We start from the raw sequence: 20,518 nt of genomic DNA, 5'->3' as shown, positions 1-20,518 counted from the left end.
CTGAAACATTGCTAACACATTGATTAGCGAGGCGGTCTGACCTAAAAAAAAGTGAACACTTGTGAAAAAATACAAATTTATCTATGTTTGAAAAACTTAACAGAAAGTAGAACAAAGAGGTTTGTGTGATCTTGATACCCGTGGAGTATATTGCAATGCGTAGTGCTTATAGTTCAATCCTGGCCAAGAAAGATTGTGTAGAGCGTTAAATGATGTAACATGTTAGATCGAAATTCATTACCTAAACAGCCTAGTTGGCTGCTTTCTTATTGGAATGTTGGTGTTTTGTTGCATTGTGCTGTTTTACTTTTTATGCTAGAATCGTATTTCTATTGGTTAAAATTAAAAAGTGCCTATATCGAGGAAAGTATCATTGAAACGTTGTTTTGGCTAGGATGTGTATTGTTTGCATTTAGCCATATTTTCTTAGTTATTATGGATGCCTGGTCGAGATTTCAAAATTACAAAAGAATAAAGGATCATCTTTACCTACATGGTTTTACGCCGAAGTTAGCACGACATTACAGTGGGTCGAAATGTCAGCGAAATGCCGTGTTGGTTGCAGCGAATGAACTAGGGCTTCAAAAGCAAGTGAAAAATTATTATAATAAATTAGGGATCAAGTGGTTTCATTTTATACCTCAATTTATGATACGTGATCCATTATTCTTGTTTAAAAGGTATTTTTGGTCGCGTACGTTTATGGAAAAATATTATGAACCACGTTTTAATTTCCGAAACTTAGGTCATACATTCGATAAAAACATCGTCTATAATGCTTATAGGGAAGAATCTGTCTAAATCATATCTTTCAAAAGTTGCCTTAGACAATGTTAGTATTGAAGTGGCACCGGGAGAGATTTGTGGCTTACTGGGACGCAATGGGGCAGGGAAGACTACACTTTTCAAAATATTGACTGGTCTGATTAAGGCTGATCATGGCGAGGTAATCATTCAATCCTCCAGACCGAAACCTATTGGTGCTATTATCGAAAGACCGGGGCTATATAACTACTTGAATGCATATGATAACTTGAAAATATTTGCGGGAATACAGGATGCTAAGCATGACCGTGATAGCATTCGGGGTTATCTTTTAAAAGTAGGACTGCCTGTCGACCGAAAAGATCCTGTAAGGAATTTTTCCTTAGGTATGAAACAGCGGTTGGGTATTGCGATTGCCCTGTTAAACAATCCAAGCTGCCTGATTTTGGATGAGCCGTTTTCAGGATTAGATCCGATCGGTGTAGCATCCTTGATCGATCTTATTCTAAATTTAGCATCAAGGCAAGGAATTGCTATTCTTCTTTCTTCGCATCTTATGGGTGAATTAAGTAAATGTTGTCGTTCATTATATGTAATGGATGAAGGTCGAATCGTTAATTCAGGCGCTACACAATATTTAATCAATCAGCATATTTCCAGCTACTCAATCGTAGCAAATAATATAGAATCTTCCAAAATTCTTTCCAAATATAATACCCTTGTTGGCGTTAATGAAGTGAAAGTTACCTGCAACAGTTCGGAAATTACTGATTTGCTAAATGAATTGCTGGTTGAAGGAATTCAAGTTACGGCTTGCATTCCGGATTTGACATTGGAGCAGTTAATAAAAGGAACATCATGAAATCACTTCTGCGTGCCGAATTGTTGAAAATGGTGAAGCAAAGCAAAACTTATTATGCGTTGGGAGCTATTGCTTTAATAGAAGTTCTTATTTTACTCATTGCCTACTACCAGGGAAGTACCGTTTTGGATTTACTTCTAGAATCCTTAAAGCAGTCGTTTTATTTTGAGGGGACTTTATTGAATGGTAACCTCATTATGTACATCGTTCTGAATTCGCTTTGGTTCAATGTTCCTCTAATTCTTATGATAATCACATCGGGCTTTCTTACAGATGAATATAAAGAGGGTACATTGCAGTCCGTTATGCTACAGGCGGTTAAAAAAAAACAATTCATATGTGTAAAGTATGGAATGGCCATCCTATTTACAATCTTGGTGATTATGTTCATGATGCTAACAACATTTAGTCTTGCCTATGCCATTTTTGGGAAAGGAGATTTAATCGTTTATATCGGCACATTGAATTTTTTTGAGTCTGAAGATGCTTTCCAGCGAATATGTTTTTCTTTTATTTCGGGTGCAATGGCGATGATTTTCTATAATGTAACCAGTATGACTCTTGCTATTCTCATAAAGGAATCTTCGAAAACATGGATTGTATCTGCACTATTTCTTGTCATCACGAATTTACTTTTAAAAGTAGACCTCGGAGATTCAAGTTTCAGTAATTTGTTCTTTCCAAAACTGATTGATACTTGGCAGCAACTATTTGTATATGAACTTGACTGGCAACGTATCGTTGGTAATAATATATTGCTTATGCTATATAGCATATTGATGATCTTAATTGGTACTTACATTTTTAATAAAAAAGATATAGGATGATCCGGCTTGCTTTTATTTTGTTTTTCTTAGGGACCATCAGGCCAATATTTGGTCAAGAGATAGATGCAGATCTATTAGCCATCAAGAAAAGGATGGATGCCGTTCAACAGTTCGCTGCAACTGTTGTATTTGATTTAGATGTCTCATTCATTCGTATGCCTACCAAGTCTGCACGGATAACGTATTCAAAGGGAGAGAAGATGGGGTTTTCCTCGTCAGATTTTGTTATGTTGCCCAAGCGTGGACTTGATTTTTCGATGTCTGAAATCTTTAAATACCCCTTTATAACCGTCGATCGGGGGATGGAAAAAAGGGGGGCTTTGCTTGTAAAAGTTGTTAATGTTATTCCGACAGATAAAAGGTCAGACTTGGCGATGGCTACTCTTTATATGGATCTTCAGGCCAAACGCATCGTAGAGTCGGAAATAAATACACGTAAAGATGGTTCTTATGTGTTGTTAATGCAGTATGCAAATACCAAAGATATACTTCCTAATTATGTCGAAACCACTTTTGCTATTGAACGACTCAAAATACCATTCAATTTTATGGGAAAGGATACAAAGATTGATCGAAAGAAAATGAGAGCAATGGAGACGAAAACAGGAAAAATAAAAATGCAAATAAAAGATTACACTGTGAAACAAAGTTGATTTCTACAACGAATTGGCACCATTGCCTGCTTACTAAAAAAATGTAGGTGAAAAAGCAAGAATGTCTTTCACATATGGATGTCATAATTGTTCGTTTTAATACCGACAAGTCTGCTTTGATTGAAAAACTTTTACTTTTGCACCTAGTTTGAGCTATCGACTATTTCTGTTATGAAGAATTCCTCCTTTAAAAGTTTGTCTCAAAAACCCTCTTTTATTATTGCAAATTATGTACTGCTGACTTTCTATGGCTACTTCTCAATCGGATTAACCTTGGCCGTACTACCGATATTTATTAATCAAGCACTTGGTTTCAATACCATTATTGCGGGAGCGGTCATCAGTATACAATACATTATGACCTTTATCATGCGTGCTTATGCTGGACATATTGTTGATAATAAAGGGCCGAAGCCTGCTGTTATAGTAAGCATGATCTGTTTTTTGGTTACGGGTATTCTTCTGATAATTTCTTTTGCTACAGTAGATAAGCCTCTTCTGAGTTTATCGGTACTTATCCTGTCCCGATTAATAACCGGATGTGGTGAAGGAATGATAGGTGCCAGCCCCGTAAATTGGGCGATGCTGAGAACGGGTGAGGAACATACCGCAACCGCAATATCATATAATGGTATTGCCAATTATAGCTCCATGGCAATTGGCGCTCCTTTGGGAGTTTGGATCTCCAGTTATGTTGGGAATTGGACTTTGGGTGCCTTAACCATTGCAACTGGATTGATGGGGCTCCTTACAGCGTTTAGAAAACCGGCGCTTAAAGGGGATCAAGATACGCCAAGAAAGCCATTTATGAAGGTATTGCGAACTGTCAGTCCCTACGGAAGCGGATTGGCTTTGGCTGGAATGGGATTTGGTACATTATCGACATTTATTACACTTTATTATGCTTTTAATCGATGGAACCAGGCAGCTATCTGCATCACTGCATTTAGCTTGTTTTTTGTTTTAGGTCGATTGCTATTCGCAAAAAGCATAAATCGCTTCGGCGGCCTTCGGGTAGCTATTGTAAGCATGGCTGTCGAAAGTGTAGGACTGCTGATACTTTGGTTAGCAACAGAGCCTTCTATAGCCGTGTTGGGAGCTTCGTTTACCGGATTAGGGTTTTCTTTGATCTTTCCTGCCCTAGGTGTTGAAGCTGTGAGTCGAGCCTCTGCGTCCAACAAAGGATCGGCACTGGGAGCGTATGGTCTATTTATTGATATTTCTTTGGGAATTACGGGGCCTTTGGTAGGTTTGGTAGCAAAGGGTTTAGGAATGAATTATATTTTTCCTTTCAGTATGGCGATGGTATTAGTTGGTTTGGTACTCTGTGTGGTATTGAAGGAAAACACGGATCGGGAAATGAATACAACGATGGATTTGTCAACTGATAATCGCTAAACATTTGCTTTTCGCTATACCATATTACACCCGCAGATGTAACAATTACAAACAATATTGCTCAAAAAGAAAATTAACGTTTCATTCAAATGGCCGGAATACATGTAATCTTTAAAGTATTTTTTCTCTGTTGTTTTTTATTTCTCAATCCTATAAAACAGTTGGTTGCGCAGAATTACCAATATTCGGTTAATTTTAATCAAGTGAAGGATGATCGAGTCGAAGTTTCTCTTATTCCCCCTAAACAAAAAATTAAAGAGGTTATATTCTCTTTTCCGAAAATCATTCCCGGAACCTATTCGATTAGTGACTACGGCAAGTTTATCTCAAACCTTGCTGCCTATGACGACAAAGGTAAAATGCTCCAAGTGATACGACTTAATGATAACCAATGGAAAATAAAAAAGGCCAAGCGTTTGCATACTATAAAATATACGGTCGATGATATTTTTGATGCGGATATTCCGCACGAAATTTATCCAATGGCAGCAACAAATATTGAAGAAGGTAAAAATATAGTAATCAACGCACCCGGTTTTTTTGGTTACCTAGCACATCAAAGAAACATACCCGTTCAAATAACCATTGATAAACCCAATAATTTCTATGGATCATCGAGTAATTCACCACAATCTCAAGGTGCTCACACGGATCTATTTAAATTGAAAAATATCGATGAGCTTTACGATACACCCATTATGTATGGAATAGCAGATACAGCGTCTTTGAAAATAGGTAATTGTGAGGTGCTGGTTTCGGTTTATTCACCCAATAAACAAGTTCATGCCCAAGAGATCATTGTTTGGCTTGCGGATTTGCTAAAGGCATCAAAAAGCTATTTGGGAGGAAAGTTACCCGCGGATCGTTATGCGTTTTTATATTATTTCAAAGATCCGGCGATTAAACAATCCTTTAGACCAGGACTTGCAGGAGCCTTGGAACATACCACTTCGTCATTTTATTACCTGCCGGAATTACCTGCTGATCAATTAAAGAAATTCGTAGTTGATGTTTCTTCCCACGAGTTTTTTCATATAATAACACCTTTGACAATTGCTTCAAAGGAAGTTAAAGAATTTAATTACGATGATGTTGCCCTATCGAAACATTTGTGGCTATATGAAGGTACCACAGAATATACAGCACATCATGTGCAAGTTAAGTATGGCCTTAATACGAAGCAGCAATTTTTAGATAAGTTAGCAAAAAAAATAATTGATTCCCAAAAAAACTATAACGATACCCTGTCTTTCACGGAATTGAGCAAGTATGCTGCGAGTACCTATGCAGATCAGTATGGCAACGTTTATCAAAAAGGAGCACTGATAGCGGCTTGTTTAGATATTTATCTTTTACATCTATCGGATGGTGGGTATGGATTAAAGAATCTGACACACGATCTTGGAGTACGTTTTGGGAAGGATCACTATTTTGATGATGATCTTCTATTTGATGAAATTGAAAAGTTAAGCTATCCGGAAATCAAACAATTTCTCATTAAATATGTTCAAGGCACGGAACCCATTCCTTACGATTACTATTTTGGATTAGCCGGTATACAATATAATGCTGGTAATACCGGCGTTTTAATACCTAATGAACATGCTGATGCGCATGCGCGTCACATACAGAAAATATGGCTGACTTCTGCTATAAAATAGTATAACGGGAATCAATTTGTTCAGAGATAAGATTAATGAAAACAGGAAAAACGAACCTTCTAAGCTTGCTTGGGCCTTATCGGTTTTTGCTCTTCTTACTCCTGCTTTTTGCTTTAATAAGTAATGGGTTAAATCTATGGATTCCGAAAATAATAGGAGAGGGTATTGACGCCTATAGAAATCAAAATTTTTCCTATGGTCATACCTTTTTACGTTTTGGCTTGGTTGTTTTTATTGTTTTTATTTTTACCTATTTACAAACCATCATACAGACCTATGCATCAGAATGTGTAGCACGTGATTTAAGGAGAAAGCTAACGGAAAAAATTGCTGTACAGGATTTTACTTATATTAAAACTGCTAATCCATCAAAGTTGCTCACAAACCTAACGGCTGATGTTGATTCAATCAAACAGTTTGTTGCACAGGCCGTTGTTTCAATTGCATCATCCATTTTTATTATAATAGGTGTAAGCATTCTGTTAATAACCATCAATTGGCGATTGGCACTGGCGGTTATTGGTATTATACCGATTATTGGTGGAACTTTTTTCTTTGTACTTCGAAAGGTACGGGTACTTTTTGTTCAAAGTAGGGCGGTAATTGATCGACTTAATAAAACCATCAACGAAAGCATTTTGGGAGCGGCTATTATAAGAGTCGTCAATTCACAGCAACTTGAATATGACAAGTTTCTGGAAAGCAATGTACAGGCTAAAGGTTACGGACTTTCTATTTTGAGGCTTTTTGCCGGTCTTATTCCTGTTATTGTTTTTACAGCTAATATGGCGGCTTTAATCATTTTATTATTAGGTGGTCATTTTGTTATAACTACGAGCATGAGTGTAGGTGATTTCGCTGCCTTTAATAGTTATTTAGCACTTCTTATTTTTCCAATTTTAGTAATTGGCTTCATGAGCAATGTGATTGCACAGGCAACGGCTTCTTATGATCGTATAAAGGCAGTTTTGGAAGCACCTACGAAGGAGAAAAGCGGGGTGTTGCGGGAGGGAGTAGGTGGGGCGATTCGTCTTCAATCGGTCGACATGAATATCGGCCAAAAACCTATATTAAAGGATATTTCATTTTCCTTGAGTGCAGGGTCGAGAACTGCTATTATTGGACCAACTGCAGCGGGGAAAACCCAATTGCTCTATTTATTGATGGGACTCTCAAAGCAAGATAGTGGTACAATCACATTCAATGGTCACACGATAGACGCGTTTGATGAGGTGTATTTTCACAATGAAGTAGGTTTTGTTTTTCAAGATAGTATCCTGTTTAATATGAGCATTCGTGAAAATATTGCTTTTAGTAAAACGGTAACAGATGAATATTTGCAAATGGCCATTAAAACGGCCGAACTGGATACATTCGTTGATAACTTGCCAAATAAACTTGATACAATGATTTCGGAAAGAGGTTCAGACTTATCAGGTGGACAGAAGCAACGCATTATGCTCGCAAGAGCATTATCACTTAATCCTAGCATATTACTTTTAGATGATTTTACAGCTCGCGTGGATAATCGAACAGAGAAAAATATATTACAGAATCTCAAAAAAAATTATCCAAACCTAACGTTGATTTCTGTTACACAGAAAATCGCAACGGCTGAAGAGTATGATCAGATTATATTATTAATGGAAGGTGAAATCATTGCCTTCGGAAAACATCAAGAGTTAATGCGCTCAAGCCCTGAATATGTACAAATAGTTAATTCACAGCAAAGTACGAGCGATTATGAAGTATAATCTAAATGAGGAAGACGAACTAGCAAAGCGGGAATCGCCCTTGGTGGCTTTGAAAGGGATCTTTGGCCTCATTTCACATGAAAGATGGAAACTGACGCTTGCTTTATCGGCAATATTGGTAAATTCGTTTTTGAATTTACTAAGCCCTTTTTTAATAGGTTACACAATAGACCATTATGTAATCACGAAGCAATACCAAGGTGTATTGTTGTTTTCAGGCATCTTATTGATCATGTACCTTGTTTTACTTCTAACCAGCTATCTTCAAACAAAACTTATGGGGGGAGTAGGGCAACGACTCCTGTTTACCTTACGAAACGCTGTCTTCAACAAGCTATTAGAATTACCAATAGCTTTCTTTAACCAAAATAAAGCCGGAGACCTTATCTCGCGTGTTAATAGCGATACAGATAAACTTAATCAATTCTTTTCGCAAGCACTCACACAGTTTGTCAGCAGTATGGTTATTATGGCAGGTGCGGGTGTCTTTTTACTGATTATTAATATTAAATTAGGTTTAGCTGCCTTGGCGCCGGGATTGTTTATTCTTGTTTTCACCAGCGCAGTATCTCCGTGGGTAAAAAGGCGGAATACAGAAAGTTTAAGAAGTGCAGGGGAGATGAGTGCTGAAATACAGGAAAGTTTAGGGAATTTTAAAATTATCGTTGCTTTTAATCGTCGAGATTACTACAAGGAACGATTTCAAGAGGTTAATAAAAAAAATTATCAGGCTGCCTTCCGCGCCGGTTTAGCTAATAATATATTCCTTCCGGTTTATAGTCTGTTTTCCAGCATTGCACAGCTGATCGTTCTTACTTATGGAATCTACTTAATTAGTATTGATGAATTAACAATTGGGTTATTAGTGAGCTATCTTGCCTATGTTGTTAATTTTTATAACCCTTTGCGCCAATTGGCGTCCCTGTGGTCGAGCTTTCAAGTTGCAATGGCAGGTTGGGATCGGATAGCCCGAATATTATCACTAGATAGTAATTTAAATGTAGTTGCCGATCTTCATGAAAGCTCGGCTGAATGTTTATTGGAGTTTAAAAATGTTCACTTTTCTTATCCAAATAGTAAGGAAATACTGCATGACATCAATTTTGAACTACAGAGAGGTAAAACCTACGCCCTAGTAGGGCCAACCGGCGGAGGAAAAACAACAACGGCATCTTTAATGGCGCGTTTATATGATCCTACTGCAGGATGTGTTTTTCTTGATGGAAAAGATCTGCGTACCTATACTTCTTTGGAGCGCTCGAAAAAAATCGGCTTTATCTTGCAGGAGCCATTTTTGTTTACGGGCTCAGTAGGTGAGAATATCCTTTATGGAAATGAAGGATATGTTGCCTATAGCAATACTGAATTACACAAACTGATAAAAGAAAGAGGATTAGAAGATTTAATTGCCGTATTTGAACAGGGTTTAGAGACAGCCATTACTTCTAACGAAGAAGGTATTAGTTTGGGACAAAAGCAGGTAATTGCTTTTATTCGAGCAGTGCTTCGGGATCCTGACATACTTATACTAGACGAAGCGACGGCAAATATTGATACCGTTACCGAACGATTACTCGAGAAAATTCTTCGAAAGTTACCAGCCAATACTACCTTGGTTATTATTGCCCACCGACTCAATACGATCCAGAATGCGGATGAGATCTTCTTCGTTAATTTAGGAAAAGTAGACCTGGCCGGTTCTTTTGAGGAAGCTGTAAATCGCTTATTGAATGATAGGAAAACCAGTTAGTCAAATATAAGTATCATTTTTACTTATTAATTTCTGCATTGTGTTTAAGAATTTTCAACTCAGCAACATGGTCAGTTAAACGTGAGGAGACATAGATGTCAAAAACGAACATGAGGGATCCACATAGAATTAACGCAATCGCTACCCCCTGTTTTCGGGATTCTGGTTGGGCTTTTAATAATAAGAACAGCGCCAATACTACAACGCACATTTCAATAGCTATTCTTGTTCTACTTTCCTTGCGGAATGCGTCAGATTTCTTGATTTCTATATCATAATATACCGTACTATTTGTTTCTTGGCCAACACCTTTTAATGCATCTTTATAAAATCTTATTCCAATAACAGCAAACAAAAAGGAAAAAAGGATAATGATAACTATAAAACCAACTGAAAAAGGAGTTTTCTTTACCGCTAGGAAAAAAACACCAAGCACTAAAACAACTAAGTTCAATAGAAGAAGTTTGGTTCCTGTATCAAGCACGGTTTGGTAATAATCTAGAATTGCTTCCATACGGTTTTTAGTTTAACCTATACAATATTAGGTAACAAGTTTTTATAATCAGCAAAAATCATTTTTGATGATCAATGTCTGACAATGAACTGACCGAATAGGTTGGAGCTATTAATATTGTTAACGTATTGTATTTTTTTTGATCTGACTATTTTATTTAAAAAGTCAAATAGTTAAATTGCGTCGTTATTTATCAGGTTACCGATTATGGAAAAGGGATTGTTACCACCAAGCAGCTCTTCGCATGCAATTCTTGATGAACAAGAGGCTTTTAAGCTTCATCGTTTCTCAGTACACGAAATAAGGAACTTACAAGAGGCTATTGTACTTAATAGCCCCATAAGAAGTGAATTTTTCTATGTTTTTATCGTAAAAGCAGGTGAGATTTATTTTAAGCTAAATCGAAAGGAATATCACGTAAAGGCAGGTGAGCTATGTGTTATTCCCCCCTCAGCTTTAATTGAAGTATCAACTATTCTATCCAAGTGTGAAGCTACTGGCATCATATTTTGCCCCGATTTTTTCCTTGGGTTGGGCCTTCATTACAGCTATCCTCAAATTCTTGAAATCTTTGCGCCCGAATCATCTTTGATTACAGCAATAGGAGAAGAAGAACTGGCTACACTAGATTGGCTATTAAAGCGCTTGAAGCAACTTAATCGTCCAAAATGCGGTCATTTATTCGAAACAGAAATTTTAACAAGCACATTTTCTCAATTTATTTATGAATTAGGAAATATCTATCATCAGCATAAGATCGGTAGACAGTTAAAGCTTCGCCGCAAGGAAAATTTGGTGCTTCTTTTTTTTAAGGAAGTGTCAAAATATTACAAGAAAGAAAGAGGCGTCCAGTTTTATGCAAACCTGTTGTTCATTACACGTAAATATCTCAGTAAAACAGTAAAGCAAGTTACAGGAAAGACACCTGGCTTTTTTATTGATGAGGCTGTTATAAGAGAAGCCAAAATACTGCTGGCTGATCCAAAGCTAAGTATTAACGAAATAGCGCAATCATTGAATTTTGCTGATCAATCTACATTCGGTAAATTCTTTAAAAAGCAAGTCGGGTTAGCGCCAACAGCATTTAGAATATAAACAATAAGCGTCTTTTAGACTAAAAATAGCGCCAAAAGAGCCTTTAATGTTTGTTCAAACTGTAGGATCTTTGGGTAAAACTTTAAGGAGGTTAGCAATATGATTTATAATAAGAACATTCGGGAACGAATTATCGATACAGCTGTTGAACGTTTTAATCATTATGGAGTTGCCAAGACAACAATGGCTGAAATTATACAGACAGTTGGGATTTCCAGTGCAACGATGACACTTTATTTCTCAAATAAGATCGAGCTGATTGCTGAAATTGTAAAGCATACATTACAAGAAGAACGTGATTATATCAATCGTCTTATACCCAAGGGTATGCGTGTTTTGCCCTCTGTTTATAAGCTTTTAGAGATAAGGGAAAGAACGAGAGGAAAATATAATCACACACAATTAATCTATGGCTACGATGGGGTTTATTCTGGCTTACCTGAGTCGGTTTTGGCAATGATTAAATCGGCTGATGTAAAACAACTTACGCTTATTTTGCGTAGAGGACTTAGAAGTGGCGAATTGAAAGATTTCCCATTACCGTCTGTTGCGGCACTCTATGCTGAACTATTGTATGGATTAAATTTGGGTGCCAACGCGAGGGTCTGTAGAATGACGTTGAGCGACTGTTACAATCCGGAAGAAATCGTAGAAAAACAAAAGGAAATCAGTAAGATTTTCATTAACGGGTTACGTCATCCGTTAAATCATGAAAACATACTGCTTGCTTCTCCGGTATTGGACACTTTTTAATCAGCTGAAACGGGGTCAAACAGTAGCTTAATCGTTTGAAAGCACGTTTTAGGTTTTTTTGATTTAATTTAAACTTCTTTAAGCAATATTTAGAGAATATGCTTTTTTTACCTACTTTCGCTGCCTTGCAGAGGCAAATGGTTGCTTCTGCTTTAAATAAGAAGCAATAATGCAAAAATTTAATGAATTAAAGGAACTGGTTGCTGCAGCAGAACAGGATGCTGTGGCCTTTTACGAAAAAGGGAACAAAGCCGCAGGCACTAGATTGCGCGGGGCATTACAACAAACAAAAAACTTGGCACAAGACATTCGTAATGAAGTTACTGCTAAGAAAAATGAAGGTAAATAAGTGCTATTAAGCATTAAGCCTGATCACTTGCTGTGATTGGGCTTCCATTTAGCCGATTTTCTTTCGTATAGGTTTTTGGTTTATGCTAAGAAATTTGTTCAAATGCGGTTTTTGGGGCATCACAGGTGGAGCAATGATAATCTACTAGTATTTCAAAAGGTGTTCCGGGGTTAATCGATTGTAATGAATCGCCATAGGAAGGATCGTAGCGGGTAAAACAATGAGTGCACTGGTAGATTGGTACTGAAGTTTCGTTTTTTTTAGTATTTTCTTCTTTTCTTCGATAATAAGAAAGCCTTAATATACTGTGCATTTCATAATATACATGACACAACTGTATTAAGAGATCCGCTAAACACGCAACGTCATTTGCACTGCCATAGGAGATAAACTCTTTGGAATTTGGATTAAAATTACGGGTATGCATGACTTGGTATCGTGTTTCTCCCAAGGTTTCTTTTTGTATAACGATTGAACCAAAGAGCCCCGTCTGTTTACTGACCTTAATGGCAAAGCAAAGTTTAGATGTTCGGAGATCGGCTTCTTCGAAGGCTTTTACTAACAACCACTTTAGGTCTTTAGCTTCCTCTGAGCGATCTTCCAATTGCCAGTTCAATTCATTAGATGCATGTCGTACGTTGATACGATATTTATTTAATAGCACACTCCAGCGTATTCGATCGGAGGGTAGTATATTCTTTATCAAAATTGTTTTCCAGGGCGTTGTATACAATTGTCCAATCCGACTATCCATACACAAACTACAAACTTCGTTTAAAAAATCCACCGAAAAATTCTCCCACCTTCTGTATATGCCTAACCAAAGTTTGTGTTCACCATAATGATTAATTCCTTCATAAAAGGGGAGATGAAAGTCAGTATGTATCATAGGAAGGTCATAACGCTGTGTATGGAAATTAGCTGTTTTATTTAATAACTGAACTAACTGATCACCATCAGCATTTGGCTTATTAAAGAAAAGATGATCATTATCCATAATAATTAATTCCAATAATCGGCTTATCTCGGCGATATCTGCCGAATAAATAAGGGAAGGCCAATGGTAAATCGTATTGGTTTTTGGGAAACGCACATGCAAATACCAATGATTGCTGACATCGGAAGAAACAAAGTTGAAATTCCCTGTGAAAAAGGGGACGAGATTTTGATGGCGATCTACTAGGTTGATTTTCAATCTAGGATCATGATGGAATGAATCCAATATATCTTTATAAACACCCTCACGCAACCAACTAGAAGAAGTAAAAACTTCGTCTGTAACATAAGAACTAACAATGTTCGGATAATCATCTCCATCGATTTCCATAACCACATTAGCAATGTTAAGCCTGAGATGATGTATGTGTTCTGCCGGGGTGCTGAAAAGCAATTGTTGTCGGTTGCCGAAACTTACGTTTTCAATACGAAGTTCCTGAAGGATGTTAAGGATTTTCAATAGGTTTCCCGCAGAAATAATTCCTCCCGGCAAATTGATCTTTACAGTACATTGTTGCATCTTTTTCATTCCGTTTATATAATTGCATCCATTTCAAGCGTCTCCGAAAGAATTCTTTTTACCTCGGGTTTACAAGACCCACAACCGGATCCTGCTCCGGAACTAGCGCAAAGTGAATTTAAGTCTCTGTTTCCGTCGTTGATTTTCTTTTTTAAATTACCTTCGCCCACATTATTGCAGCTGCAAATCAACTTACCTATTACCGGCTCTACGGTCTTTCCACTCCGTAATAATTTTAATCTTTTTTCACCTAACTCTATTTTTTTCTCAATTAAATCTTTATACTCTAAAAACTCTGCCTTATCGCCTATTAATATCGTACCAACTAAGCGGTCTTGATGGATAACACACTTTTTATAATAGCGTTGTGCTCTGTCCGTAAAGGTTACCTCTTCATAACCGGTTTGCCCGCTTGGGGCCGCCGGTAAACCAATACTGCATAAATCAAAACCATGAATTTTAATAATATTCATGAATAAACTACCTTGATAGACGCTGGCGATATCGCCATTTAAATAATCCGCTACAACACTCGCCTGTTGTTCTGCTGCCGCAGTGATGCCATATAAGGTGCCTTCGTATTCCGCAATCTCTCCAATTGCGAATATGGCAGGATCACTTGTTTCCAAGCGACCGTTTACCGTGATCCCTCGTTTATAAGCTAAACCGCTATCTTTCGCAAATTCGATATTTGGTGTGGTACCAATGGCGAATATAAGTGCATTGCAGTCGATCTTTCGTCCACTTTTTAAGCCTACACCCGTTAGCTGTTTGCTTCCATAATACAATTGAACTTCGTCTTCATAATAAATATCGCAACCTTGATCAAGCATTTCTTCATGTAATAATTGACTTGCTAAGGTGTCGAGCTGTCTGTTTAAAAAACGTGATACACGCTGAACAATGGTGACATTTAAATGTAGGCTACGTAATGACGCAGCCATTTCAAGTCCTAATAAGCCTCCGCCCACAATGACAATATGCGCGTTGGGCGCTAAATAGTTTTTAAGCTCATCCGCGTCGGAGCGGTTACGCATGGTGAATATTCCCTGTAGAAGCGGAACCCCCTTGGGGAGTGTTGGTCTGCTGCCGGTAGCTAGAATAAGAATGTCATACGATGTTTTTATACCCCTCGAATCAATTACGTTTTTCGATTTACGCTCTATTTCAGTAATTGTTACCCCTTTATAAAGGGTTACTTTGTAATCTTCCTCCTCTTTTTCACTCATTTTCACTAATTGCTTCCATGACTGTTCCCCGCTGACATAATCAGGTAACATTACTCTATTATAAAAAGGGGTGTTTTCTTTGCTGAAAACAATAATTTCATCATCCTGATTTTTTTTACGATAATTCTTAATGAAACCAAAGGCTCCGGCTCCAGCTCCAACAATAACAATACGTTGCTTTGGTTTAATGAATTTTTCAATCTGAACGGCACAAAATTTAAAATCCGGCTCTTTCGAAATGGGATCCAGGAGATTATTTGTTAAATTATTTGTTCGATTAAGATCGCTATTCAGTATCTTTCCCCAATGCATCGGCAAAAACACGACACCGGTCCTTATTGTTTTATCGATTTTACAGGGCATGCTTGTTTCGCCTCTTCGCGACTTTACATTCACGATATCGTACTCCTTTAATCCCAATTGCTGCGCATCATCAGGGTGTATACTGAGATAAGTACGACTTATATGTTGGTTTAACTTATTTACTTTTCCTGTTTTACTTCTTGTATGCCATTGGTCGCGAATTCTGCCGGTCGTAAGGATAAAGGGGTAATCTTTGTCCGGCTCTTCACTTGTAGAATATGGAGTCGGTGCATGAATTTTCGCTCTTTTATTTGTCGTATAAAAAATAAAATCCGTAAAAAGTCGAGGGGTTGAACGCTGCTCAACGTAAGGCCATTGAATGCTTCTGTTCTTTTTGAGAATGTCGTAATTCAACTCACTTATATCAATATGAGTACCCTTTGTAAGCAACGCATGTTCGCGATAAACAGCTTCCGCATCAGGAAAATCAAACCCCTGGAATTCCATTTTTTTAGCAAATCGACAAAATATCTCTTGGTCGGCAAGTGCTTCACCAGGTGGTGTGTTTACTTTGGGTAGATAGGTGATGCGTCTCTCTGAGTTAGTCATTGTCCCTTCCTTTTCGCTCCATGCGGCGGCTGGTAGAATAACGTCAGCATAAGCAAGTGTCTCCGGTTTATTGCTTACTTCTTGTACCACCACAAATTTCGCGTTTTTAAGCGCTTTTTCAGCTTTTCGTACATCGGGTAAACTGATCAGCGGGTTGGTACAACTAATCCAAATTGCTTTTAACGTACCATCGCCAAGCGCATCAAACATTTGCGTAGCTGTAAGCCCTTGTTTTTCCGCAATTGGCTTTCCGCCCCAAAAAACTTGTAAATCTGCTCTGTGCTGTGGGTTGTTTAGATCTCGGTGTGCAGGAAGTAAGTTGGCAAGGCCGCCAACTTCACGCCCGCCCATGGCATTGGGCTGGCCGGTAAGTGATAGCGGACCGGAACCGGGCTTACCAATTTTACCGGTGAGTAGATGCAGATTAAGCAGGCTGACATTTTTGTCCACCCCCACGACACTTTGATTCAATCCCATTGTCCACATACTTAAAAAGGCATCTGCAGAACCGATATAGTCAGCGGCCCTATAAATATGTTCTTCCCTGATATCACAAATATGGGCAGCATCGCGAATAGATACAGTCGAAACGAGATCCCTCAACTGTTCAAAACCGTCTGTATGCGACTTAATAAAATGCCAATCTATTTTTCCCTGCTCGATGAGAAGTTTTGAAATTGCATGGAATAAAGTAATGTCCGTACCAGGCCGTATCTGTAGGTGTAAATCTGCTATAGCACAACTATCGGTAACGCGCGGGTCGATTATAATAATTTTAAGAGCCGGGTTATTTGTTTTGTGTTTTTCAACTCTCCGCCAAATAATAGGATGGCACCAAGCAGGATTTGCCCCGGCAACAAGAATGCAGTCCGCTAACTCGATATCGTCATAGCAAACGGGTACACTGTCTTCACCCAACGCCATTTTATAAGCCGCAACCGCACTGCTCATACATAAACGCGAGTTAGTATCAATATTGTTTGTTCCAATAAAGCCTTTTACAAGCTTGTTCAGGACATAGTATTCTTCCGTTAAAAACTGGCCGGAGCCGTAGAATGCTACACTATTTGGACCATACTTTTCTATGAAAGTTTTAAATACCGCCGCGGTACGTCCCAGTGCCGTATCCCAATCGACACGCTCCAGAGGCATATCTTTATGATACCGCATTTGTGGGAACAATAAACGATCGCTCTGGTCATTTACAGTATGGTGAAGGTTCATGCCCTTACTGCAGAGTAAACCTTTATTTGAGGGATGGCTTTCATCACCCTTTACGTGAATGTTTCCATCCTGTTGTCTTTCAATAACAACGCCACATCCCACACCACAATAACAGCAAGTACTTTTCACTTGTTTCGAACGGTTTGTAATATCTTGCATACGAAGGTTGATTAAGCCTGTATAACTAATTCTTTCTCCTCAACGAGATTTGGTTTTGATTTTTTGAAAGGTGTAATGAAAATTAAGCAAGCAACAGCCAAAATAATAAAACCAATATACTGGAAGGCCTCTGTATAGGTGATGTCATTTGATTTAAAAAGAAAACCGAAGAACATTCCCCCTACATTTCCTCCTGCACCGACAATGCCACTGACAAGCCCGACATTTTTCTTATTCACAAAAGGTGCGATGGCGTAGGTGACGCCATTTGCCATTTTTAAAAATAAAGCAAAGATCAGCATCGATACGATCGCAAAGGTCAATGACCCTGCATGAGAAAATAGTAAAACGCCAAAGCCTTCTAATAGAAGCACGCTGCCTAATAATATCCCTTTACCTTTAATTCCATAGGACAAACCTATTTTATCAGCTGCTAAACCACCTAAAGCACGTGCAAATAGATTCATGAATCCAAAGATGCCTGCCCAGAAACCGGCACTGGACTGAGAGAGAGAAAAAGTATCAACAAAATGAAGGGCAGCTACATTATCAAAGGTTATCTCCATTCCAAAACACATGGCGTAAGCAAGTGTCAAAGCCCAAATACGCCAATCACGGAGTGTTTTCCAGTCAATTTTATCACGTTGTTTTTTGCTTTGCTCAATTTCATCAAAATTACCGGAAGGGGTATCTTTGGTATATCGCCAATATAAAACGGCTACAAATAGCATTAGTAGGCCAGGTATTACCATAGCATAACGCCACGCACGCTCTGGACTATAACCAAATCCAATAATACCGGCAAATATCAGCGGCATGAGCATATTGGTTACACCACCTCCCAAATTTCCCCAACCACCAGCAACAGCATTAGCCGTTCCCTTTACATTGGCAGCAAACATCATACTGGTATGATACTGTGTTATAACAAAAGAAGCACCAATAACGCCAATAGCTAAACGGAAGAGCAGAAAGGTTTCATAAGTATGTGCTAAGCCTACCAAAAATACAGGTAGAGACCCTAGGGTAAGAAGCCAAACAGCTGTTTTTCGAGGTCCAAATACATCGCACAGTCGACCAATGATTAAGCGAGCAATGATTGTAGACGATACAGAAGCGATCATGATGTTTCCGACCTGTTCTTTTGTAAGTCCCATTTCATCTCTGATAGTGGGCATTAATGGTGCTAACCCAAACCATCCGAAAAAACAAATGAAGAACATAAACCAGGTTATGTGGAACGTACGCATCTGTATCCCTTTACATGTCAACAAGGGAAGTGTTTTTAGTAACTGCGAATTCGATGTTTTCATAAGAATAATATTGATTTTTTATTAAAAAACATAAAATTACCTGCTCTATAATCATTTTTACGATTATATACGTAGATTTTGATGGTAAATTGTCAAATTTAACGTAAAATAAATGATATACACAACTATTTACGTAAAATATTGTTATTTTTTAAGTAAAAATACCTAGTTTTGGACTTAATAAGTAAATAGACAAGATCCTGTACAGGGGTTATTTTAAGAAAGGAAATGCGATGAAAGAACCAAAGATCACATTAGTTGGCGCCGGGCCGGGAGATCCGGAATTATTGAGTTTAGCAGGTGTTGAGGCGCTTGGAAATGCCGATGTTGTTTTATATGACGCATTAGTTGATCCTGCCATACTAGTCTATGCAAAAAAAGGTAGTGAAAAAATATTTGTAGGTAAAAGAGCCGGGTGCCATGCTTATGGTCAAGAAAGTATTAATAAAATGCTGGTCCATTTCGCCCATAGCTACGGCCATGTTGTACGTTTAAAGGGTGGTGATCCATATATTTTTGGACGAGGAAGTGAGGAGTTGCAATACGCCAAATCTAAAAATATTGAAACTGTTGTTGTTCCAGGTGTTTCCAGTTCAATGGCAGTCGCCGAATTAGCGGGGATTTCACTGATAGATAAAAATCTGTCGGCAGATTTTTGGGTTATTACCGGTTCAACCAAAGAAGGTGATATGTCAAGAGATCTTTATCTTGCCGCCAAATTAGACCAAACTGTTGTGATATTGATGGGAACCCAACATATAGAAAAGATTGTTGACCTCTATAAAAAAGAAAGCAAAGGCAAGATGCCGATAGCTATTGTCCAAAATGGGTCTTTGCGTACGCAAAGAACGTTATTTGCTACGATAGATACCATTCAACATGAGATTGCTGAAAAAGGACTGCTTACGCCTGCTATTATTGTTGTTGGTAAAACGCTAAACACTTGAGCAGTTAACCTATTGCTGATCGTTTCTCTAAAACTTCTTCCACTGAAAATGCGGAAGTATTGATCATCTTGGTGCAAGGGTTGACAATGATCAACTTGTACTGATCTTCTTTTAATTTACCGTTATTTATGTCCATTAAGGTATGACAATATACATCGTTATTGAAATCAGTTATTAGGACGGGGGTTTCTTTGTGTCGATAGATATTGATTGTTGTTAACATAAATTTTAATGTATCGATACTTACGAATTTAATCGCGATGGTAGCATTTGATGCAGCAACGGAATGAAGCTTTTCTATGGGTTCTTTTCCCGATTGGCAAAAGAACCGTGCGTCACATACCCAAAAACTCTCATTTCTGTTGCGAATAGTTAACGGAAAATGATTTTGCCCGGCAATTCTGTTTACCATATTTATTCCGGGAATAATCAATAGCTGATAGCCAATCTGCTTTAAATAGCGAATCACCATTTCATCTTGTGTTACTATGCTTGTTTCATTATTGCAAAGTCTTACAATATTCCCGGGAAAACTTCCCTTACAGGTTGATAAATAATCAAAAAATACATCTAGGTGTACTATGTGGCAGTTGATAGACGCAAAATTGAAGATTTCGTCCGTGATCGTAGAATCAATTATCAGAAGCTCGGCCTTTGCAATACATTTTACCGCTTTTACAGTAAGAAAACGCAACTCTTCTGCCTCTTTTATAAGTGTGTATTTCATTTCAGTTATTTTTTTAAGTAAAAATACGTAAAATATTTTGAGTTACGCTTGTTTTTTTAAAAATATATTCCTTCTTTTGAAGAAAAATTAAGTTTTTATACGTAAAAAAT

The 20,518-nt window shown here is 37.9% G+C and carries 17 protein-coding genes; 12 read left to right on the top strand and 5 right to left on the bottom strand.

Translation table 11 applies throughout. The features are described 5' to 3' along the window. Positions 1 to 219 precede the first annotated feature (219 nt). The 8 genes from RYH73_RS23685 to RYH73_RS23650 all read left to right on the top strand — a co-directional run bounded on the left by RYH73_RS23685 (position 220) and on the right by RYH73_RS23650 (position 9,670). Positions 220 to 801, top strand: a complete 582-nt coding sequence (locus tag RYH73_RS23685) for a hypothetical protein (RefSeq protein ID WP_335315974.1) — start codon at positions 220 to 222, stop codon at positions 799 to 801. Beyond that, the gene (locus RYH73_RS23680) at positions 776 to 1,627 is read left to right on the top strand and encodes an ABC transporter ATP-binding protein (RefSeq protein WP_335315973.1); all 852 of its coding nucleotides are present in this window, start codon (positions 776 to 778) and stop codon (positions 1,625 to 1,627) included. Before RYH73_RS23685 ends, RYH73_RS23680 begins: the two co-directional genes overlap by 26 nt. Beyond that, the gene (locus tag RYH73_RS23675) at positions 1,624 to 2,454 is read left to right on the top strand and encodes an ABC transporter permease (protein ID WP_335315972.1); all 831 of its coding nucleotides are present in this window, start codon (positions 1,624 to 1,626) and stop codon (positions 2,452 to 2,454) included. Before RYH73_RS23680 ends, RYH73_RS23675 begins: the two co-directional genes overlap by 4 nt. Next, on the top strand, positions 2,451 to 3,107 hold the full coding sequence (locus RYH73_RS23670; protein ID WP_335315971.1) for a hypothetical protein: 657 nt from the start codon (positions 2,451 to 2,453) through the stop codon (positions 3,105 to 3,107). Before RYH73_RS23675 ends, RYH73_RS23670 begins: the two co-directional genes overlap by 4 nt. A gap of 171 nt (positions 3,108 to 3,278) precedes the next feature. Then, positions 3,279 to 4,505 (top strand): MFS transporter, encoded by a 1,227-nt coding sequence (locus RYH73_RS23665; protein WP_335315970.1) that lies wholly within the window; start codon positions 3,279 to 3,281, stop codon positions 4,503 to 4,505. Between the two features lie 89 nt (positions 4,506 to 4,594). After that, positions 4,595 to 6,166, top strand: a complete 1,572-nt coding sequence (locus RYH73_RS23660) for a M61 family metallopeptidase (RefSeq protein ID WP_335315969.1) — start codon at positions 4,595 to 4,597, stop codon at positions 6,164 to 6,166. 35 nt (positions 6,167 to 6,201) lie between these two features. Then, the gene (locus tag RYH73_RS23655; protein ID WP_335315968.1) at positions 6,202 to 7,920 is read left to right on the top strand and encodes an ABC transporter ATP-binding protein; all 1,719 of its coding nucleotides are present in this window, start codon (positions 6,202 to 6,204) and stop codon (positions 7,918 to 7,920) included. Then, positions 7,910 to 9,670, top strand: a complete 1,761-nt coding sequence (locus RYH73_RS23650) for an ABC transporter ATP-binding protein (RefSeq protein ID WP_335315967.1) — start codon at positions 7,910 to 7,912, stop codon at positions 9,668 to 9,670. Before RYH73_RS23655 ends, RYH73_RS23650 begins: the two co-directional genes overlap by 11 nt. Positions 9,671 to 9,689: 19 nt before the next feature. Here the strand turns inward: RYH73_RS23650 and RYH73_RS23645 are convergent, their stop codons facing one another. Further along, positions 9,690 to 10,184: a hypothetical protein gene (locus RYH73_RS23645; protein ID WP_335315966.1), complete on the bottom strand. Its 495-nt coding sequence runs from the start codon at positions 10,182 to 10,184 to the stop codon at positions 9,690 to 9,692. 207 nt (positions 10,185 to 10,391) lie between these two features. Between RYH73_RS23645 and RYH73_RS23640 the strand changes: the two genes are divergently transcribed. From RYH73_RS23640 to RYH73_RS23630, 3 genes are all read left to right on the top strand, one after another. Further along, positions 10,392 to 11,279: an AraC family transcriptional regulator gene (locus tag RYH73_RS23640; protein ID WP_335315965.1), complete on the top strand. Its 888-nt coding sequence runs from the start codon at positions 10,392 to 10,394 to the stop codon at positions 11,277 to 11,279. A gap of 99 nt (positions 11,280 to 11,378) precedes the next feature. After that, a complete protein-coding gene (locus RYH73_RS23635; RefSeq protein WP_335315964.1) occupies positions 11,379 to 12,032 on the top strand; it encodes a TetR/AcrR family transcriptional regulator in 654 nt (217 codons plus the stop codon). Between the two features lie 169 nt (positions 12,033 to 12,201). Then, on the top strand, positions 12,202 to 12,381 hold the full coding sequence (locus RYH73_RS23630) for a histone H1 (RefSeq protein ID WP_335315963.1): 180 nt from the start codon (positions 12,202 to 12,204) through the stop codon (positions 12,379 to 12,381). A gap of 85 nt (positions 12,382 to 12,466) precedes the next feature. Here RYH73_RS23630 and RYH73_RS23625 read toward each other — a convergent pair whose 3' ends face one another. From RYH73_RS23625 to RYH73_RS23615, 3 genes are read right to left on the bottom strand one after another with little or no spacing between them, the layout of a single operon-like run. After that, on the bottom strand, positions 12,467 to 13,906 hold the full coding sequence (locus tag RYH73_RS23625) for a rubredoxin (RefSeq protein ID WP_335315962.1): 1,440 nt from the start codon (positions 13,904 to 13,906) through the stop codon (positions 12,467 to 12,469). Positions 13,907 to 13,911: 5 nt separating this feature from the next. Then, a complete protein-coding gene (locus RYH73_RS23620; RefSeq protein WP_335315961.1) occupies positions 13,912 to 17,421 on the bottom strand; it encodes a molybdopterin-dependent oxidoreductase in 3,510 nt (1,169 codons plus the stop codon). Positions 17,422 to 17,432: 11 nt separating this feature from the next. After that, a complete protein-coding gene (locus tag RYH73_RS23615) occupies positions 17,433 to 18,734 on the bottom strand; it encodes an MFS transporter (protein ID WP_335315960.1) in 1,302 nt (433 codons plus the stop codon). A gap of 233 nt (positions 18,735 to 18,967) precedes the next feature. Here RYH73_RS23615 and cobA point away from each other — a divergent pair, with 233 nt between their 5' ends. Next, positions 18,968 to 19,681 (top strand): uroporphyrinogen-III C-methyltransferase, encoded by a 714-nt coding sequence (gene cobA, locus RYH73_RS23610; RefSeq protein WP_335315959.1) that lies wholly within the window; start codon positions 18,968 to 18,970, stop codon positions 19,679 to 19,681. A 4-nt stretch (positions 19,682 to 19,685) separates the two neighbouring features. Here cobA and RYH73_RS23605 read toward each other — a convergent pair whose 3' ends face one another. Beyond that, a complete protein-coding gene (locus RYH73_RS23605; protein ID WP_335315958.1) occupies positions 19,686 to 20,408 on the bottom strand; it encodes a hypothetical protein in 723 nt (240 codons plus the stop codon). Between the last annotated feature and the right edge of the window lie 110 nt (positions 20,409 to 20,518).

Source organism: Olivibacter sp. CPCC 100613, assembly GCF_036959255.1.
GTDB lineage: Bacteria > Bacteroidota > Bacteroidia > Sphingobacteriales > Sphingobacteriaceae > Olivibacter.
Note: the sequence above shows the minus strand (reverse complement) of the source record. Positions and strands in the feature narration are given on the sequence as shown.

Excerpts from the sequence above, each read along its gene's own strand:
- RYH73_RS23620 (WP_335315961.1), bottom strand. The coding sequence starts at position 17,421 with ATGCAAGATATTACAAACCGTTCGAAACAAGTGAAAAGTACTTGCTGT.
- cobA (WP_335315959.1), top strand. The coding sequence starts at position 18,968 with ATGAAAGAACCAAAGATCACATTAGTTGGCGCCGGGCCGGGAGATCCG.
- RYH73_RS23635 (WP_335315964.1), top strand. The coding sequence starts at position 11,379 with ATGATTTATAATAAGAACATTCGGGAACGAATTATCGATACAGCTGTT.
- RYH73_RS23655 (WP_335315968.1), top strand. The coding sequence starts at position 6,202 with ATGAAAACAGGAAAAACGAACCTTCTAAGCTTGCTTGGGCCTTATCGG.
- RYH73_RS23660 (WP_335315969.1), top strand. The coding sequence starts at position 4,595 with ATGGCCGGAATACATGTAATCTTTAAAGTATTTTTTCTCTGTTGTTTT.
- RYH73_RS23685 (WP_335315974.1), top strand. The coding sequence starts at position 220 with ATGTTAGATCGAAATTCATTACCTAAACAGCCTAGTTGGCTGCTTTCT.
- RYH73_RS23665 (WP_335315970.1), top strand. The coding sequence starts at position 3,279 with ATGAAGAATTCCTCCTTTAAAAGTTTGTCTCAAAAACCCTCTTTTATT.
- RYH73_RS23680 (WP_335315973.1), top strand. The coding sequence starts at position 776 with ATGCTTATAGGGAAGAATCTGTCTAAATCATATCTTTCAAAAGTTGCC.
- RYH73_RS23645 (WP_335315966.1), bottom strand. The coding sequence starts at position 10,184 with ATGGAAGCAATTCTAGATTATTACCAAACCGTGCTTGATACAGGAACC.
- RYH73_RS23630 (WP_335315963.1), top strand. The coding sequence starts at position 12,202 with ATGCAAAAATTTAATGAATTAAAGGAACTGGTTGCTGCAGCAGAACAG.
- RYH73_RS23625 (WP_335315962.1), bottom strand. The coding sequence starts at position 13,906 with ATGAAAAAGATGCAACAATGTACTGTAAAGATCAATTTGCCGGGAGGA.
- RYH73_RS23670 (WP_335315971.1), top strand. The coding sequence starts at position 2,451 with ATGATCCGGCTTGCTTTTATTTTGTTTTTCTTAGGGACCATCAGGCCA.
- RYH73_RS23605 (WP_335315958.1), bottom strand. The coding sequence starts at position 20,408 with ATGAAATACACACTTATAAAAGAGGCAGAAGAGTTGCGTTTTCTTACT.
- RYH73_RS23650 (WP_335315967.1), top strand. The coding sequence starts at position 7,910 with ATGAAGTATAATCTAAATGAGGAAGACGAACTAGCAAAGCGGGAATCG.
- RYH73_RS23615 (WP_335315960.1), bottom strand. The coding sequence starts at position 18,734 with ATGAAAACATCGAATTCGCAGTTACTAAAAACACTTCCCTTGTTGACA.
- RYH73_RS23640 (WP_335315965.1), top strand. The coding sequence starts at position 10,392 with ATGGAAAAGGGATTGTTACCACCAAGCAGCTCTTCGCATGCAATTCTT.
- RYH73_RS23675 (WP_335315972.1), top strand. The coding sequence starts at position 1,624 with ATGAAATCACTTCTGCGTGCCGAATTGTTGAAAATGGTGAAGCAAAGC.